Source organism: Cupriavidus sp. HMR-1, assembly GCF_000319775.1.
GTDB classification, from domain to species: domain Bacteria; phylum Pseudomonadota; class Gammaproteobacteria; order Burkholderiales; family Burkholderiaceae; genus Cupriavidus; species Cupriavidus metallidurans.
This window is the reverse complement of record NZ_ANKP01000025.1, coordinates 1-17,167: the sequence shown is the minus strand read 5'-3', so window position 1 is coordinate 17,167 and position 17,167 is coordinate 1. Positions and strand designations below refer to the sequence as shown.

Genomic DNA, 17,167 nt, shown 5'->3' with positions numbered 1-17,167 from the left:
CGACTCCATCCATGCACGGGACACCGGCGTCGCGGCGGCCTCGCCGACGATTGCCGGCAGGCCCGGGCGTGCCGCGAGCACCCGGCGTGCGTAATGAGAGTACGCAGCCGAGTACAATACGTGGCCTTCGCAATCTGCGGCGGCAAGTCCCTGAGCCGCGATCGTGGCATAGGCCCCCTGGGCCATGTTGCCGATCGGACCGGCCTCGCCGGGCAATGTCACATTCGAAGTGGTTCCTGCGCCATCCGCCATGCGCTGCAGGTCAGTCGAAGCCGGGGCATTGCCCTCGGCGGAACTCGTCGGATCAGGGACAGTCATTCCAGTTACTTTTTGCAATTTCGCAGCAGGCGCCGTGACAACACGCGGCATTCGCGTGCGCACCACTTTGGAGAGCGGCTAGTATTGTCGGATAATCTGCCCATGTCCAGCCGCCCTACCGCTCCACACGACGGTTCCGCATCTCCACGCGCGGGTGGCGAAGACCAAGCCGCGCTTGCCGTTGCTCCCCGGAGTTCGATGCCCACATCTGGCGCTGGCCGCCGGGCGGCGGCGTTCGTCCGCGCCACGCTGCGCGGGCTCTGGCTCGGATTGTGGACCGCCATCCGCCATCCAGTCTGGCCGCGACTCTGGCGGATGATCGTGCGCATCGTGGCGGCGCTGCTCGCACTGGCGATCGTCGCCGTGCTGCTGATCCGCTTCGTGCTCTGGCCGCAGGCCCACACCGCGCGCGAATGGCTCGAACACCAAGGGTCGACCGCGCTCTCCGCGCGCCTCACTATTGGCGAACTCGACACCTATTGGGATGGCTGGCATCCGGCGTTCCGCGCCCGCGACGTACGCGCGGTGGACGCGCAGCAGCGCGTGCTGCTGACCGCCGGGTCGCTCGACGGCAAACTGTCGTGGCAATCGGTGCCGACGATGGCGCTGCAGTTCGTCAGCCTGACGGCCGACCGTACCGATGTGCTGATCCGGCGCACCCCCGAAGGCAAGTTGCTGGTTGCCGGTGTGCCTGTGGAAACACAAAAGACCGGCGCGCAGGACGATCCGTTCCTGCACTGGCTGCTGTCCCAGGGGCGCATCGACCTGGTCAGCGGTAACCTGCGCTGGCTGGACGAGAAGGCCCGGCTGCCTCAGCTCGACGTGGCGGACATCCACTTCACCACCGAGCGCGATGGCGCCCAGCACATTGTGCGGCTCGAGGCGCGCAGCGCCGCGCTGGCGCCGCGACCGCTGGTATTCCAGGCCAACCTGCGCCACGACTACCTGCACGGCACGGGCAACTGGCAGCACTGGACCGGTCAGGCAAGCTGGGCCTTCAACCAGCTCGAATTGCCGGTCGTGCAGCGCTACCTGGCCATCTTCGACAGCGTGCAGGATGGCGTCTTCAGCACCGACGGCACCGTCGACTTCCGTGGCGGACAGGTACAGCGCAGCCAGATGCGGCTGCGTGCATCTGGCGTCGACCTGCATCTGGCTGGGGCGCCGGAGCCACTCAAGCTGGCCAACGCCCAGGCCCTGCTACTGCATAAGAGCGACCGCAACGGCAACCACCAGCTGACCATCGACACCCTGCTCTGGCAGGCCGAGCCGCAGGCGGGCCCGCCGTCCAACGCGGACGCGACGTGGCGCGAAGGGATGCGCAAGGTGACGATCGACTGGAACCGTGACAGCTCCGGCCAGTTACGCAAGTTCGCACTGCGCGCGCCGACTTTCGACCTCAACACGCTGCGCGCGCTGGCCACGTCGATGCCGCTGGACACCGCCGTGCTACGCCAGCTCCGCGCGTTGCAGCCGGCTGGCCATATCGACAATCTCGACGTCGCGTGGTCGCGCGACCGCGCCGGCATGCTGTCGCGTACCCCTGGCACCCAGCACTACAACGTGCAGGGCACACTGCGCAACGTTTCCGTGAATGGCCAGCCCGCCGTGCCGGCCGTAGATGCGGACGGCCTCCCGCGCGCCGGCACGCCCGGCTTCAGCCAGCTCTCGGGCAGCTTCAACTTCGACGACAAGCAGGGCGTGGCGAGGGTCGACACTACCGGCGGCGCCCTGATCTTCCCGGGTGTGTTCGAGGATCCACGCCTGCCGTTCGACACGCTGCGCGGCGAAGTGCGCTGGACGCACGAGGGTGACAAGCTTGTGGTTCGTACCGATGGTATCCAGTTCGCCAACGCCGATACCGCCGGCACCGTGCGCGGCACCTGGCGCCAGGGAGGCGACAGCCACGCCGGCGTGGCCGATCTGACAGGCGAACTCGAGCGCGCCCAGGCCAACCGTGTCCCGCGCTACATGCCGCTCACGCTGCCAGCGACCCGTCACTATCTGGCGGGCGCGCTGGTCGGCGGCGAAGCGCACGACGTCAAGTTTCTGGTCAAGGGCGACCTCACCCACTTCCCGTTCCATCCGCCGCTGGCCAAGGCTGGCGACTTCCGCGTGGAAGTGCCGGTGCGCCGCGTGAACTACCAGATCGCACCAGACGAAACCGGCCCCAACGGCGCAAGCGGGCAAAAGGCCGGCACGGCATGGCCCGAATTCACGGACATCGAAGGCATGGTGATGTTCGAACGCGGCAGCATGTCGTTCCTGGCGAAGCGCGCGGGCGTGGCGGGTATCCAGGGCGTAACCCTGCGCGACGTGAGCGGGCGTATCGACGACATGGGTGACCACGGCCATCTGCAGGTCGACGGCAGCGCCAGCGGCCCGGTGCAGAGCTTCCTGCGCTTCGTGGCTACCAGCCCGGTCAAGGAGTGGACGGCCAACGTCACCGAGACGTCGCACGCGCCGGGCAATGGCGAGCTCAAGCTCAAACTGGACCTGCCGCTCAATCACGCGGCGGGTTCTAAGGTCAACGGCGAATTCCGCTTCCCCGGCAACGACGTGACCTTGTTCCCGGAACTGCCAACGCTCTACGGCGCCACCGGCGCGGTGGCCTTCGACGAACACGGCTTCCGACTCGACAACGTGCGTGGCCGATTTGTCGGTGGCGAGACTCGCCTCGGCGGCGGCACGCAGCCAGACGGCACCACACGTGTGACAGTCAGCGGCACGGCCACGGCCCAGGGCCTGCGCGAGGCGCTCGGTACGGAAATGTCAGCCCTCGGCAGCCGCATCGACGGGACCACCGCCTATAGCGCCGTGGTCGGCGTTCACGACAAGCATCTGCAGGTGGAGGTGGCATCCAACCTCAACGGACTCGCTCTGGACCTGCCAGCGCCGCTGGCCAAGACCGCCGCGCAGGACATGCCACTGCGCTTCGACCTACGACCGTCGACCGCGCCCGGCCGCGCGGGCCTGGACGAAGTCACCGTGCAACTCGGCAATGCGGCCAGCGCGCGCTATGTGCTACGCCGTGGCGGCGATGCGCTGGAAGTCGTGTCCGGCGGCATCGGCCTTGGGCAACCGGCGCCTCAGCCTGCAAGCGGCATCACGGTGGCGATGACCACGGACCGGCTCAATGTCGATGCCTGGCGCGCCTTGCTCAGCGGCCCGGATAACAAAGGCGGCGACAAACCCGCCGGTGACATAGGACGCTCGTCCCCATTCCTGCCCGATCGCATGACGGTGCGCGCCAAGGTGCTCGATGCGTTCGGCCGCAGTCTCGATGACGTTTCGCTCGATGCCGGCCGGGAGCGCGGCGACGGCGGCTGGAACATGCAGATCAATTCGCGCCAGATCGCCGGCACCGGACAGTGGCGCCGCAACGCGAGCAATCCGTCCGGGATGCTCACCGTGCGGCTCGCGCATCTGGACATCCCCGACGCCACCGATGACGGCCACATGACCGAAGCCATCACGCGCAGCGTCGAGGAAATGCCGGCGCTCGACCTGAGCGTCGACAGGTTCGTCCTGCACGGCCGGGAATTCGGCAAGCTCGAGGTCAAGGCCCATACGAGCCATGACGACAACCAGCCGGTCTGGACGCTCGACAGCCTGACCATCGAACAGCCGGGCGCCAAGCTCACCGGCAATGGCTCCTGGCGCCTGCCAAGGCGCTTGCGTGAAGCGGCGGCTCAGGGCGATGCTTCCTCGACGGAAGGCCGCCGCACGCTGCTGAACTTCAAGCTCGACATCCGCAACGGGGGCGACGTGCTCGAACGCATGGGCCTGCCCCACACGCTGCGCGACGGCAAGGGCACGTTCGAGGGCCGCATCGCCTGGCGCGGCTCGCCGATGTCGATCGACTACCCCACGCTTTCGGGCCGCCTGAATCTGAATATCGAGAACGGCCAGATCCTGAGCGTCGACCCGGGCGCCGCGCGACTGCTCGGCGTGCTGAGCCTGCAAAGCCTGTTGCGTTTCGCCACGCTGGACTTCCGCTCGCTCTCGAGCCGGGGGATGGTATTCGACAGCCTCAACGGCACCGGCACGATCGAAAACGGCGTGGGCAAGATCGAAGAGTTCAAGTTCAAGAGTGGCCAGGCCATGGCCTCGATGTCTGGCACGGCGGACCTGTTGCACGAGACGCAGGACCTGGAAGTGGCCGTGACGCCGCGCATCAACGCCACCACCACGTCAGTGGCCGCCGCGTTCATCAATCCGGTGCTGGGCATCGGCACGCTGGCCGCCCAGTTGATGTTCGCCGACGAGATCTCGAAGGTGTTCACGCAGCATTACCGCGTGTCCGGATCGTGGGCCGACCCCAAGGTCACCAAAGTGGAAGACAATAAGACGCAACCGCCGATCCAGGAGCGTTCCGGCGCCTATCCGCGCTGAAACCCCTGCTCCAGAGAAGGAAGCCAAGATGACTGCCACTGCCCCGATGCGCGTTGCCGCCATCCAGACCGTCACCGGCATCACGCTCGACGACAACCTCGCGCGTGCCGATGCGCTGATCGCGGAGGCCGCGCGCGGCGGCGCCGAACTGGTGCTGCTGCCTGAGTACTTCTGCATGATGGGCCGCCACGAGACCGACAAGATCGCCATCCGCGAACAGGATGGCGACGGTCCGGTGCAGAGCTTCCTGGCCGATGCCGCGCGGCGCCATCGCGTCTGGCTCGTGGGCGGCACGCTGCCGATGTGGTGCAACGACGATGCGCGCGTCTACAACACGTCGCTCGCCTTCGATCCGCATGGCCGCCGCGTCGCGCGCTACGACAAGATCCACCTGTTCGGCTTCACCAAGGGCACCGAGAGCTACGACGAATCGCGCACGATCCTGGCCGGCAAGACGCCGGTGGCCTTCGATGCGCCGTGCGGACGGGTGGCGATGTCGGTCTGCTATGACCTGCGCTTTCCGGAGCTCTATCGCGGGCTGGCGGGCAAGAACGACGTCAGCCTGATCCTGATGCCGGCGGCTTTCACCTACACCACGGGCCAGGCTCACTGGGAGATCCTGCTGCGCGCCCGCGCGATCGAAAACCAGTGTTATGTGCTGGCCGCGGCACAAGGCGGCAAGCACGAAAATGGCCGCCGCACCTGGGGTCACTCGATGCTGGTGGACCCGTGGGGCGAGTTGATGGGCGTGTTGCCCGAGGGCGAAGGCGTGGTGTCGGGTACGGTCGACCCGGCCCGTCTTGCCGAAGTGCGTCAGAACCTGCCGGCACTGCGTCACCGCGTGCTGTAGGATTGACGGAAATTCACATTGCAGGCCGCCGTGGCAGACCGCCACGGGGTATCGAAAAGGACAATCATGAACGCCGGCGATCTCGGAATCCGCAACCTGGCCACCGCCCAGCAACTGCTGCTGGCGCCGTACGGGCTCGATGAAGCCAAGCTCCAGCGCGTGCTGGCCGACATCTTCACGCACAAGGTCGACTACGCCGACCTGTATTTCCAGCACACCCGCAACGAGGCCTGGAGCCTCGAGGAAGGCATCGTCAAGTCGGGCAGCTTCAGCATCGACCAGGGCGTTGGCGTGCGCGCCGTCTCGGGCGACAAGACCGCCTTCGCATACTCCGACGACATCAGCCTGCCGGCCCTGAGCCAGGCCGCCGCGGCTACCCGCACGATCGGCAAGAGCGGCGGCGGGCGCGTCAAGGTGGCGGGCTCGCTCGCCTCGCACACGGGCCGCAACCTCTATGCGCCGAACGATCCGCTCGACTCGATGACCGCCACCGAGAAAGTGGCGCTGCTCGAGAAGATCGAAAAGCTGGCACGCGCCAAGGATCCGCGCGTGGTGCAGGTCATGGCCGGCCTTGCCGGAGAGTACGACGTGGTGCTGGTGGCGCGCAGCGACGGCGTGATCGCCGCCGACGTGCGTCCGCTGGTGCGCGTGTCCGTGACCGTCATCGCCGAACAGAACGGTCGGCGCGAGATCGGCTCCTCGGGCGGCGGCGGCCGCTATGCCTACGGCTACTTTACCGACGACCTGCTGCGCAAGTACGTGGACGAAGCGGTGTCGTCGGCACTGGTCAACCTGGAGGCGCGTCCCGCCCCGGCTGGCGCGATGACCGTGGTGCTCGGACCGGGCTGGCCCGGCGTGCTGCTGCACGAGGCCGTGGGCCACGGCCTGGAAGGCGACTTCAACCGCAAGGGTTCCTCGGCGTTTGCCGGCCGCATGGGAGAGCGCGTGGCGGCCAAGGGGGTGACCGTGGTCGACGACGGCACCATCGCCAATCGCCGCGGATCGCTGAACCTCGATGACGAAGGCAACCCCACGCAGTGCACCACGCTGATCGAGGACGGCATCCTGCGCGGCTATATCCAGGACACGCTTAACGCGCGCCTGATGAAGATGCCGGTCACCGGCAACGCACGCCGCGAGAGCTACGCCGCGCTGCCGATGCCGCGCATGACCAACACCTACATGCTTAACGGCGACCGCGATCCGCAGGAAATCCTCGCCAGCGTCAAGCGCGGCCTCTATGCCGTGAACTTCGGCGGCGGTCAGGTCGACATCACCAACGGCAAGTTCGTGTTCTCGGCCAGCGAGGCATACATGATCGAGGACGGCAAGATCACGTATCCGGTCAAGGGCGCGACGCTGGTCGGCAACGGCCCCGAGTCGCTCAAGGACGTCACGATGATCGGCAACGACATGCGCCTGGATTCGGGCGTGGGCGTCTGCGGCAAGGAAGGCCAGAGCGTGCCGGTGGGCGTGGGTCAGCCAACGCTGCGGATCGAGAACATGACGGTGGGTGGCACGGCCTGACAGCCGAAGTTCGCCCCTCTCCCGCCTGCGGGAGAGGGGCGCCTGGTCAAAGCTACGGCCTCACCTCGTACACCAGATTGAACGGTGTCTGTGCCGTGCGGCGGAAGCTGCCAAAGCCGCCCTGCTCCGTCACACCACGCATGCGGGCCTCACCGGCCTGTGCTCCCAGGCACATTGCCCCCTCCTGCGACCGCGATCCCGGCGTGCAAATGAATGTCGACGCCGAATAGAACACGCGCCCGATCGGATTGAGGTTGTCCTGCAGCCGGTCATTGGCAAACGGCTCCACAATCATCCAGCACCCATCGGGCTTGAGCGATTCGCGGATGTGCCGCGCGGCGCCAACCGGGTCGCCCATGTCATGCAGGCAGTCGAAGACCGTCACGAGGTCGTATCCGCTTCCGGGATAATCCTTGGCCGCCGCCACTTCGAACGTCACGCGGTTGCTCACGCCTGCACGTCTGGCAGACTCGATCGCATATCGGATCGACGGCTCGTGGTAGTCGAAGCCGCGAAACGTGGAAGCCGGATAGGCCTGCGCCATGATGATCGTCGAAGCACCGTGCCCGCACCCCACGTCAGCCACCATGGCCCCCGCCTTGAGCCGGGCGTCGGAGCCTTCCAGCGACGGAATCCATTCGCCGACCAGATGTGCCGCGTAGCCGGGGCGGAAGAACCGCTCGGTACCATGGAACAGCGCCGGGTCGTGTTCGTGCCAGCCAAGCCCTCGGCCGTTATGGAAGATGTCGACCATCTTCGGAATCGCGCGGAACTGCGCCACCGCAATCTGGAATGCGCCGGGAATGAACGCGGGACTGCCCTCCTGCGCCAGCGCCAGCGCCTGTTCCTCGTTCAACGAGAAGCTGTCGGTGTCCGCGTCGTATTCGACGTAGCCGCTGGCGGCCTGCGCTGACAGCCACTCGCGCAGGTACCTCGCATCCGTGCGGGTTTTTGCCGCCAGCATATCGGCGGTCATCGGTTTTTCGGCCAGTGCCTTGTACAGCCCAAGCTCGTCGCCCAACACCACCGTCGCCGCGTGCATCACGGCACCGATGTCATGGACGAATTTCTCCATGAAGGCATTCAGCCTTGCCTCATCGACTGGCATGATGGCTACCCTCCCTCCACCTTGTTCTTGTGATTCCACTATAGGAAGCATGGGTACTCTGCAATTGCTTAAATCTATCGATTGGCCGCTTGCCATCTTCCTTGAAAAGCGATATAAAGATGCTTCGTTGTCGCGCGAGCGGCGATTGCACCCCGTGATTTTTCCCACGAGTGCGCAATAAAATGCCTTTTGATCGCGCACCGCAGCATAAATTTCACGCATTGCCGCATAACCGACACAAGCTGACTACAGCCGATCCGATTTCCGCCATGTCCGCCAAGTTTTACTTTTACTTTTTTTGGCATCTCACACCGCTGGCGGATAGAGAGGGATAGCTGCAAGTAGCCCCGAATACTAAAAAAAGCCGCCAGCGACCCTGGCGGCTTTTTTTATCCCCGCCACCGCCGCAACGCAATTCCAGATCAGACTCACGACCTCACAAACCCGGAGCCATCATGCTGAAGAACACCGACGACCTGCGTATTCGAGAACTCAAGGAACTGCTGCCGCCCGCGCACCTGATCCGCGAGTTTGCTTGCTCGGAGGCTGCGTCCGACGTGATCTATGGCGCCCGCCAGGCCATGCATCGCATTCTGCACGGCATGGACGACCGCCTGATCGTCATCATCGGCCCGTGCTCGATCCACGACACGCGCGCGGCCCTGGAATACGCCAAGCTGCTCAAGGTGCAGCGCGACCGCTTCGCGGGTGAGCTCGAGATCGTGATGCGCGTCTACTTCGAAAAGCCGCGCACGACGGTCGGCTGGAAGGGCCTGATCAACGATCCGCACATGGATGGCAGCTTCAAGATCAACGACGGTCTGCGCACCGCCCGCGAACTGCTGCTGAATATCAGCGAAATGGGCGTGCCGACGGGGACGGAATATCTGGACATGATCAGCCCGCAGTACATCGCCGATCTGGTGAGCTGGGGCGCGATCGGCGCGCGCACCACCGAGTCGCAGGTGCACCGCGAACTCGCTTCCGGACTGTCGTGCCCGGTCGGCTTCAAGAACGGCACCGACGGCAACGTGAAGATCGCCGTCGACGCGATCAAGGCCGCCTCGCAGCCCCACCATTTCCTGTCGGTAACCAAGGGCGGCCACTCGGCCATCGTGTCGACCTCGGGTAACGAGGACTGCCACATCATCCTGCGCGGCGGCAAGGCACCGAACTACGACGCGGCCAGCGTGCAGGAAGCCTGCGACGCGATCTCGAAGTCCGGCCTGGCCGCACGTCTGATGATCGACGCCTCGCACGCCAACAGCAGCAAGAAGCACGAGAACCAGATCCCGGTCTGCGAGGACATCGGCAAGCAGATCGCCGGCGGCGAACAGCGCATCGTGGGCGTCATGGTGGAATCGCACCTGGTAGCCGGCCGACAGGACCATGTGCAGGGCACTCCGGTGGAGAACCTGACCTATGGCCAGTCGGTGACCGACGCCTGCATCGCCTGGGATGACTCCGTGGCCGTACTGGAGACGCTGGCCAACGCCGTGAAACAGCGCCGTCTGGTGACCGGCAGCGGCAACTGATCCGCACTGCAGAACGAAAAAGCCGCTCATTCGAGCGGCTTTTTTTTTCTTCGATTCCCTTGCGACGAAATCGAAGCAGCTGACGTCTTTCGACTTACTTCTTCAGCACCAGATCGCCCGGCAGCGATTCGATATACGCGGCAATATCCTTCAACTCCTTGCGCGTAAACTCCCGCGGCTTGCCGTCCTTGCCGGTAACCGCCGGGTTGCTCTTGACCTGACCGGCCATGATCGCATTATTGCGGCCCACCAGCGGGTTGCCGCTGATCTGGTAAGACAACAGGGCGTGATAGATGTAATCCTGGTGCTGGCCGGCCAGCTTCGGATAGTCCGGCGAGATCGGCGCGTTCAGATCCTTGCCGTGGCACGCCACACATCCACCCTTTTCCACCAGTGCCTTGCCAGCGGCGATATCTGCCGCCGAAGCGGACATGGCAGCGGCGCCAAGCGCGACAGCACCCAGCGCGAACGAAACAGCTTTCAGCATCTTCATGGTCAGGGGCCTCTTACTTGAGCGGATTGTTCTGCGTGTCGCGCTTCTGCTGCGAGTAGTACGCAGCCACGGCGGCGATGTCCTTGTCGGACAGGCTGTCGGCAATCCCGCGCATGGTCGGATGCTTGCGATCACCCTTCTGATAGCTCTTGAGCGCGTTCTCGATGTACTTGGCACTCTGGCCGCCAAGCATGGGCACCTGATATACCTCGGGGAACGATGCACGGTAGCCAGGAATACCATGGCAGCCAATGCACATTGCGACCTTGTCCTTGGCGGCGTCCACGTTGCCCTTGTCCTGGGCCTGCGCAGCCGTTGCGGCCGCGCCCAACACCACCATCGTGAGGAGCTTTTTCATTGTCTTAGCTGAGTGGGAAGTGTTTAAACCGCGTGTGACTGCCCTGCAGGGCGAAACGGCTTTGGGAACGGGGATCTGAAATCGCGGTAAGTGCTGATGTGCCGCGGGTGCTTCCACACCATTCTGCAACCATCTCGCGCTGTCACCGCCCCCCGGTGAACTGCCATGTCTCAGTGACAGAACTGCCGGGTATGAGGGGGGAGATATTGACCAGGGGCGCGTCAAACCGGCGCATTGTACCGCAGCGTGCACGCGCCAGTCCACAGAACGGCCTTGGGGTGTCCCCCACTGAACGCGAATCCCGATCTGCTCTTATACTGGCCCATTCCGACCGAAATTCCGATTGTTCATGCCGGTTGTTGCCCGACCGGATCATTGGCCCTGAGTCATTGTTTCCGATTGTCTGCCAACCACGCCCCTTGCAATACGATCAGACCGCCCATGTCCACCACCGCCAACGCCAATCCGTCCCAGCAGGTCAAGTTCGAAGGTAGTGCCCAATACGTTGCCACCGACGATCTGAAGCTGGCCGTCAATGCCGCACGCACGCTGCAGCGCCCCCTGCTGATCAAGGGCGAGCCCGGCACGGGCAAGACCATGCTGGCTGAGGAAGTGGCCGCAGCACTGGGTATGCCACTGTTGCAATGGCACATCAAGTCGACCACCAAGGCCCAGCAGGGCCTGTACGAATACGACGCCGTGTCGCGTCTGCGCGACTCCCAGCTGGGCGACAACCGCGTGCACGACATTGCCAACTACATCGTCAAGGGCGTGCTCTGGCAGGCGTTCGAGGCCGACGAGCCCGTGGTGCTGCTGATCGACGAGATCGACAAGGCCGACATCGAATTCCCGAACGACCTGCTGCGCGAACTCGACCGCATGGAGTTCTACGTCTACGAGACGCGCGAACTGATCCAGGCGAAGCATCGCCCACTGGTGATCATCACCTCGAACAACGAGAAAGAGCTGCCGGACGCCTTCCTGCGCCGCTGCTTCTTCCACTACATCAAGTTCCCGGATGCCGAGACGATGCAGCAGATCGTCGACGTGCACTACCCCGGCATCAAGCGCGAGCTGGTGGCGGCCGCGATGGAATCGTTCTACGAGATGCGCAACCTGCCGGGCCTGAAGAAGAAGCCGAGCACGTCGGAGCTGATCGACTGGCTCAAGCTGCTGATGGCCGAGGACATTCCCGCCGAGGCACTGCGCAGCCCGGACCGCAAGGCCGCGATCCCGCCGCTGCACGGCGCGCTGCTCAAGAACGAACAGGACGTGCACCTGTTCGAGCGTCTCGTGTTCATGAACCGCGCCAACCGCTGAGGACAGCACGATGTCGAGGTTCGTTCAACCCGTGACGCTGTCCGGCAGCCACGCCACGCTTGCGCCGCTGTCGATGGACCATGCCGAAGGCCTGCGCGAAGCCGCGGCCGATGGCGAACTCCATCGGCTCTGGTACACCTCGGTGCCCTCGCCCGAAGGCATGGAAGCCGAGATCAAGCGCCGGCTCGACCTGCAGACGCAGGACTCGATGCAACCGTTCACCGTGCTCGATGCTGACGGCCGCCCGGCCGGCATGACCACGTACATGAACATCGACGGCAAGAACCGGCGGGTTGAAATCGGCTCGACATGGTACGCGCGGCGCGTGCAACGCACCGCGCTCAACACCGAGTGCAAGCTGATGCTGCTGCGCCATGCGTTCGAGACGCTCGACTGCATCGCCGTGGAATTCCGTACGCACTGGATGAACCACCAGAGCCGCACCGCCATCGCACGTCTGGGCGCCAAGCAGGACGGCGTGCTCCGCAACCATCAACGTATGCCGGATGGCTCGTTCCGCGATACGGTCGTGTTCTCGATCATCGCCAGCGAATGGCCCACCGTGCGCGCGCACCTGCAGTTCCAGCTCGACCGCCCGCGCTGACCGGGGAGAGTTTCCCATGCTGATCGATTTCTTTTTCTCACTGCGCCACGCCAAGCTGCCGGTATCAGTCAAGGAGTACCTGACGATGCTGGAAGCCCTGCGCGCGCAGGTTATCGCGCCGTCGATCGACGAGTTCTATTACCTGTCGCGCATGACGCTGGTAAAGGACGAGAAGCACTTCGACAAGTTTGACCAGACCTTCGCCGCTTACTTCAAGGGCGTGGAGAGCCTGATCGACTGGAAGAGCGACATCCCGCTCGACTGGTTGCAGAAGACGCTCGAGCGCGAGCTGTCGGCCGAGGAAAAGGCCAAGATCGAGGCCATGGGCGGCCTCGACAAGCTGATGGAACGCCTGAAGCAACTGCTCGAGGAGCAGAAGGAAAAGCACGAGGGCGGCAACAAGTGGATCGGTACGGGCGGCACCTCGCCGTTCGGTCACGGCGGCTACAACCCCGAGGGCATCCGCATCGGCGGCCCGTCCAAGGGCAACCGCACTGCGATCAAGGTGTGGGAGACGCGCGCGTACAAGGATTACGACGACCAGGTCGAACTTGGCACGCGCAACATCAAGGTGGCACTGCGCCGCCTGCGCCGTTTCGCGCGCGAGGGCGCCGACACCGAACTCGATCTCGACGATACGATCCACTCCACCGCCGCCAACGCGGGGATGCTCGACATCAAGTTGCGGCCCGAGCGCCACAACAAGGTCAAGGTCCTGATGCTGATGGATGTCGGCGGCTCGATGGACGACCACATCAAGCGCGTGGAGGAACTGTTCTCGGCCACCAAGACCGAGTTCAAGCACCTCGAGTACTACTACTTCCACAACTGTCTCTACGACTACGTGTGGAAGAACAACCGCCGCCGCCATGCGGAGAAGATCGCCACGTGGGATCTCATCCACAAGTACACGCCCGACTACAAGGTGATCTTTGTCGGCGATGCGACGATGAGCCCCTATGAGATCCTGCAGCCGGGCGGCTCGGTCGAGTACAACAATGCCGAGGCCGGCGCCGTGTGGCTCAATCGCATGATCGAGCAGTTCCCGCGCTTCGTGTGGCTGAACCCCGAGCCGGAAGGCCTCTGGCAGTACCGCCAGTCGATCACCGTGATCAATCAGATCATGAAGAACCGCATGTATCCGGTCACGATCGCGGGGCTCGAGGCAGCGATGAAAGTGCTGTCGAAGTAAAAATAGCGGATGCCATGCATCGACGTAGCGCCCGGAGTTAGCGCCCGGAGTTAGCGCCTGGAATGAGCGCTTGCCGGGCCGCTACGCCACCACGTCGACACCCTCCATCAGCCAGGCCCGGAACGTCTGCAGCGCCGGCAGGTGAGCCTTCTGTTCCGGATAGCAGAGGTAATACCCCTTCTTGGCCAGCACGCGCGCGGCATGCGCCACCACCAGCGTGCCGGTGGCAATCTCCTCTTCGATCAGGCAGCGCGGAATCAGAGCGATGCCTAGCCCCGACACCGCCGCCTGCGTCAGCAACGAGAACTGATCGAAACGCGCCCCGCTCCACGCCTGGCGCGTGGACACCCCCAGTTCGGACAGCCAGTCTGGCCACGCCTCTGGCACCGTGGTGTGATGCAGCAGTGGGTAACGCAGCAAATCCTCGGGAGATGCAACCGCGCCCCCAGGCTCCTGCGCGAGCAATCCCGGCCGGCACACCGGCAGCACTTCGCGTCCGGTCATGTAGTCGGCGAGACTCCCCGGCCAGACGCCGTCGCCAAAGCGGATCGCCGCATCGAGATCAGGTTGGGAAAAATCGTAGCCCTGCGCATGGGGAACGAACTCCAGCGTGACTTCGGGATGCCGGGCGAAAAACTGCGGCAGCCGCGGAATCAGCCACTTGGCGCCGAGTGTCGGCATGCTGGCGATATGCAGGATGCCGCCCCGCCCCTTGCGCGCGATCAGCTCCACGCTGGCCGCCTCGATCTCGTTCAGGCTCGGCCGGATGCGCTCCAGATAGCGCTCCCCCGCGCCGGTCAGCATCAGGCGCTGGCGCACGCGCTCGAACAGCTCGACACCCAGGAACGCCTCGAGACTGCGTACCTGCTTGCTGACCGCCCCCTGCGTGACGTGAAGCTCCCGGGCGGCCAGCGTGAAGCTGTTGTGCCGCGCAGCGGCTTCAAATGCCTGCAATTCCGTCAGCGACGGACATAAGCGTCGCATAGGTCACCTCTACTTCAATACCATTTGGAATGATCCGGGGATTTTATTTCGTTTGCGCGCATCTTGCATCGGAAAGCAGAATCACGAGAGCTAAAGAATTCAGCTTTTGCTGAGTTCCGCTCCCTGAATCCCCACCGGAATCCCGACGATGCAACGCCGTCCCCTGCTCAAGATCCTCGCCGCCGCCACCGCCTTCGCGGCCGCCGGCCTGACCCTGCCCGCCCTGGCGCAAGGCACGTACCCGACCAAGCCGATCACGCTCGTCGTGCCGTTCCCGGCTGGCGGCACCACCGACATCGTCGCGCGTATCGTCGCTGACAAGCTCGGCCAGCAACTGGGCCAGGCCGTGGTGGTGGACAACCGCGGCGGCGCCGGCGGCAGCATCGGCACCGGCTACCTGGCCAAGGCCACGCCGGACGGCTACACGCTCGGCATCGCCACGGCATCGACGCACGGCATCAACCCGGCCGTGTATCCGCGCCTGCAATACGACGCCACCAAGGACTTCACGCCGATCACGAACCTGGCCTCCGTGCCGAACGTGATGAGCATCAACCCGAACGTGAAGGCCACCGACATGAAGTCGTTCATCGCGCTGGCCAAATCGGAACCGAACAAGATCGCCTACGGCTCGGCCGGCAATGGCAGCGTGTCGCACATGATGGGCGAGCTGTTCAAGATGAGCAGCAAGACCGAACTGCTGCACGTGCCCTACAAGGGCGTGGGCCCCGCGCTGAACGATGCGCTGGCCGGCCAGGTGCAGGTGCTGTTCGACAACCTGCCGTCGTCGCTGCCGTTCATCGAAGGCGGCAAGCTGCGCGCGCTGGCCGTGGCTGCGCCGAAGCGCGTGGCCGCGCTGCCGAACGTGCCGACCTTCGCCGAACTGGGCCTGCCTGAAGTCAATGACGCCGCATGGTTCGGCCTGATCGCCCCGGCCAAGCTGCCCGCCGACATCCAGGCCAAGCTGAACGCCGCCGCCATCAAGGTGCTGGCCATGCCGGAAGTGCGCGCCAAGCTCGAGAAACTCGGCGCCACGCCGGTGGGCGACACGCCGCAGCACTTCGCGCAGCAGATCGCCACCGAAGTGGCCAAGAACAAGCGCGTGGCCGCTGCCGCCAAGATCTCCCTGGACTAATCACGGACCGGTAACCCAGCATGACCGAAGCAGACCGAAAGACCGCGGAAAGCCCGTACTTCCTGCACATGCCGGAAGGCGAGTGCGGCCCGCTCTTTCTTGATTCCCCCCATAGCTGCACCACGTACCCGGCGGACTTCCGCTTCGCCGGCAACCTGCCCCTGCCGCTGCTGCGGCAGGCGGAAGACACGTTCGTGGACGAGCTCTATGCCGACGCGCCCGCGCGCGGCATCCCGCTGCTCTGCGCGGGCTTTCCGCGCAGCTACCTCGACGCCAACCGCAGCCTCGAGGAAATCGACGAAGCCCTGCTCGACACGCCGTGGCCCGGCGCCAAGCAGGAAACGTCGAAGACGCGCCTCGGCAAGGGCCTGGTCTGGCGCGTGCTGGACACCGGCGAGCCGATCTACGATCGCAAGCTCGGCGTGGCCGAACTGCAGGCGCGCATCGACAACTACTACCTGCCCTACTACGCGCAGTTGCAGCGACTGTCCGACCAGGCCGTCGCCCGCCACGGCCGAGTGTGGCACATCAACTGCCACTCGATGCCGAGCGAGGCCGCGCAATACGCAACCGAGCACCCGGGCCTGCAGCATCCGGACTTCGTGGTGGGTGACCGCGACGGCACGACTTGCGATACCCGCTTCACCGATCGCGTGGAGAGCGTACTCAAGGACATGGGCTACGACGTGTGGCGCAACCATCCCTACAAGGGCGTGGAAATCGTGCGCGTGGTAGGTCAGCCCCAGGCCAACCGCCACAGCCTGCAGCTGGAAGTCAACCGGAAGCTGTACATGGATGAAGTCGGCCTGACGCACAGCGCCGGGTTCGACAAGCTCAAGCGCGACCTCAACGCGCTGATGGACGAACTGCTGCGCTTCGCGCGCACGATCTGACCGACGGATCAAAGGGCTGCCGCAATGGCGCCCTGCCCCGAGGCACGCAGCACGCGTGCCTCGGGGTTCGCCAGAGTTGCGTGACTCGGCAATTCTCTGCTATCGCACACACCCAAATCCACGGGGATCGCGACGGTTGCAAGCAATTAGAATGAAGGGTAACAACATTTAGGAACTTTGCCGCGGGGGATTCCTCTATCATGGCAATCCTTCACTAACCCCTCCTTGCTTCACCGAGCAAAGACGACCCCGTGATCCGACGAATTTCCGAACTGTTCGGCAGCCGGCTGCGTATGCTGTCTGCCGCAGTGGCCGGTGCGATCGCACTCGCCGGTTGCGCCACCGCACCGACGGACGAGACCGCAGCCGTGGCTGGCCAGCCCGGCTCGCCCGCTGCCAGCACCGCCACCCCCGAAGGAAGGCCCCTTGTTGCGAGCGTTGCTCGCCAATGCACA

The 17,167-nt window shown here is 64.7% G+C and carries 13 protein-coding genes and 2 pseudogenes; 10 read left to right on the top strand and 5 right to left on the bottom strand.

The annotated features are described in order from the left end of the window. Nucleotides 1-318: pseudogene (locus D769_RS02395) on the bottom strand (bifunctional glutamine synthetase adenylyltransferase/deadenyltransferase); the annotation flags it as partial. Between the two features lie 198 nt (nucleotides 319-516). Here D769_RS02395 and D769_RS02390 point away from each other — a divergent pair. The 3 genes from D769_RS02390 (at nucleotide 517) to tldD (ending at nucleotide 7,090) form a co-directional block, all read left to right on the top strand. After that, nucleotides 517-4,713 carry a YhdP family protein gene (locus tag D769_RS02390; protein ID WP_008641748.1) on the top strand — a complete coding sequence of 1,399 codons (4,197 nt, stop codon included), beginning with the start codon at nucleotides 517-519 and terminating at the stop codon, nucleotides 4,711-4,713. Nucleotides 4,714-4,741: 28 nt separating this feature from the next. Beyond that, complete coding sequence (locus tag D769_RS02385) at nucleotides 4,742-5,563, top strand: carbon-nitrogen hydrolase family protein (protein WP_008641747.1); 822 nt, start codon at nucleotides 4,742-4,744, stop codon at nucleotides 5,561-5,563. A gap of 66 nt (nucleotides 5,564-5,629) precedes the next feature. Continuing rightward, the gene (tldD, locus tag D769_RS02380; RefSeq protein WP_008641746.1) at nucleotides 5,630-7,090 is read left to right on the top strand and encodes a metalloprotease TldD; all 1,461 of its coding nucleotides are present in this window, start codon (nucleotides 5,630-5,632) and stop codon (nucleotides 7,088-7,090) included. A 52-nt stretch (nucleotides 7,091-7,142) separates the two neighbouring features. Here tldD and D769_RS02375 read toward each other — a convergent pair whose 3' ends face one another. Next, on the bottom strand, nucleotides 7,143-8,198 hold the full coding sequence (locus D769_RS02375) for a class I SAM-dependent methyltransferase (RefSeq protein WP_008641745.1): 1,056 nt from the start codon (nucleotides 8,196-8,198) through the stop codon (nucleotides 7,143-7,145). Between the two features lie 452 nt (nucleotides 8,199-8,650). Here D769_RS02375 and aroG point away from each other — a divergent pair, with 452 nt between their 5' ends. Beyond that, a complete protein-coding gene (aroG, locus tag D769_RS02370) occupies nucleotides 8,651-9,733 on the top strand; it encodes a 3-deoxy-7-phosphoheptulonate synthase AroG (RefSeq protein ID WP_085959043.1) in 1,083 nt (360 codons plus the stop codon). 94 nt (nucleotides 9,734-9,827) lie between these two features. Here aroG and D769_RS02365 read toward each other — a convergent pair whose 3' ends face one another. Next, a complete protein-coding gene (locus D769_RS02365; RefSeq protein WP_008641743.1) occupies nucleotides 9,828-10,226 on the bottom strand; it encodes a c-type cytochrome in 399 nt (132 codons plus the stop codon). Between the two features lie 13 nt (nucleotides 10,227-10,239). Further along, on the bottom strand, nucleotides 10,240-10,584 hold the full coding sequence (locus D769_RS02360) for a cytochrome c (RefSeq protein ID WP_008641741.1): 345 nt from the start codon (nucleotides 10,582-10,584) through the stop codon (nucleotides 10,240-10,242). 441 nt (nucleotides 10,585-11,025) lie between these two features. On the opposite strand from D769_RS02360, the gene D769_RS02355 reads away from it, so the two are divergent. The 3 genes from D769_RS02355 to D769_RS02345 are packed head-to-tail and all read left to right on the top strand — an operon-like array spanning nucleotide 11,026 to nucleotide 13,700. After that, nucleotides 11,026-11,904: a MoxR family ATPase gene (locus D769_RS02355; protein ID WP_008641739.1), complete on the top strand. Its 879-nt coding sequence runs from the start codon at nucleotides 11,026-11,028 to the stop codon at nucleotides 11,902-11,904. A 10-nt stretch (nucleotides 11,905-11,914) separates the two neighbouring features. After that, entirely contained in the window at nucleotides 11,915-12,508 is a 594-nt protein-coding gene (locus D769_RS02350) for a GNAT family protein (RefSeq protein ID WP_008641736.1), read from the top strand. Nucleotides 12,509-12,524: 16 nt separating this feature from the next. After that, nucleotides 12,525-13,700, top strand: a complete 1,176-nt coding sequence (locus tag D769_RS02345) for a VWA domain-containing protein (RefSeq protein ID WP_008641734.1) — start codon at nucleotides 12,525-12,527, stop codon at nucleotides 13,698-13,700. A gap of 81 nt (nucleotides 13,701-13,781) precedes the next feature. Here D769_RS02345 and D769_RS02340 read toward each other — a convergent pair whose 3' ends face one another. Beyond that, nucleotides 13,782-14,684, bottom strand: a complete 903-nt coding sequence (locus tag D769_RS02340) for a LysR family transcriptional regulator (RefSeq protein WP_008641724.1) — start codon at nucleotides 14,682-14,684, stop codon at nucleotides 13,782-13,784. 148 nt (nucleotides 14,685-14,832) lie between these two features. On the opposite strand from D769_RS02340, the gene D769_RS02335 reads away from it, so the two are divergent. From D769_RS02335 to D769_RS32505, 3 genes and pseudogenes are all read left to right on the top strand, one after another. Then, nucleotides 14,833-15,819, top strand: a complete 987-nt coding sequence (locus tag D769_RS02335; RefSeq protein WP_008641723.1) for a tripartite tricarboxylate transporter substrate binding protein BugE — start codon at nucleotides 14,833-14,835, stop codon at nucleotides 15,817-15,819. Between the two features lie 20 nt (nucleotides 15,820-15,839). Continuing rightward, on the top strand, nucleotides 15,840-16,712 hold the full coding sequence (locus tag D769_RS02330; RefSeq protein ID WP_008641721.1) for an N-formylglutamate amidohydrolase: 873 nt from the start codon (nucleotides 15,840-15,842) through the stop codon (nucleotides 16,710-16,712). Nucleotides 16,713-16,963: 251 nt separating this feature from the next. Next, a pseudogene (locus tag D769_RS32505) lies at nucleotides 16,964-17,167 on the top strand (hypothetical protein); the annotation flags it as partial.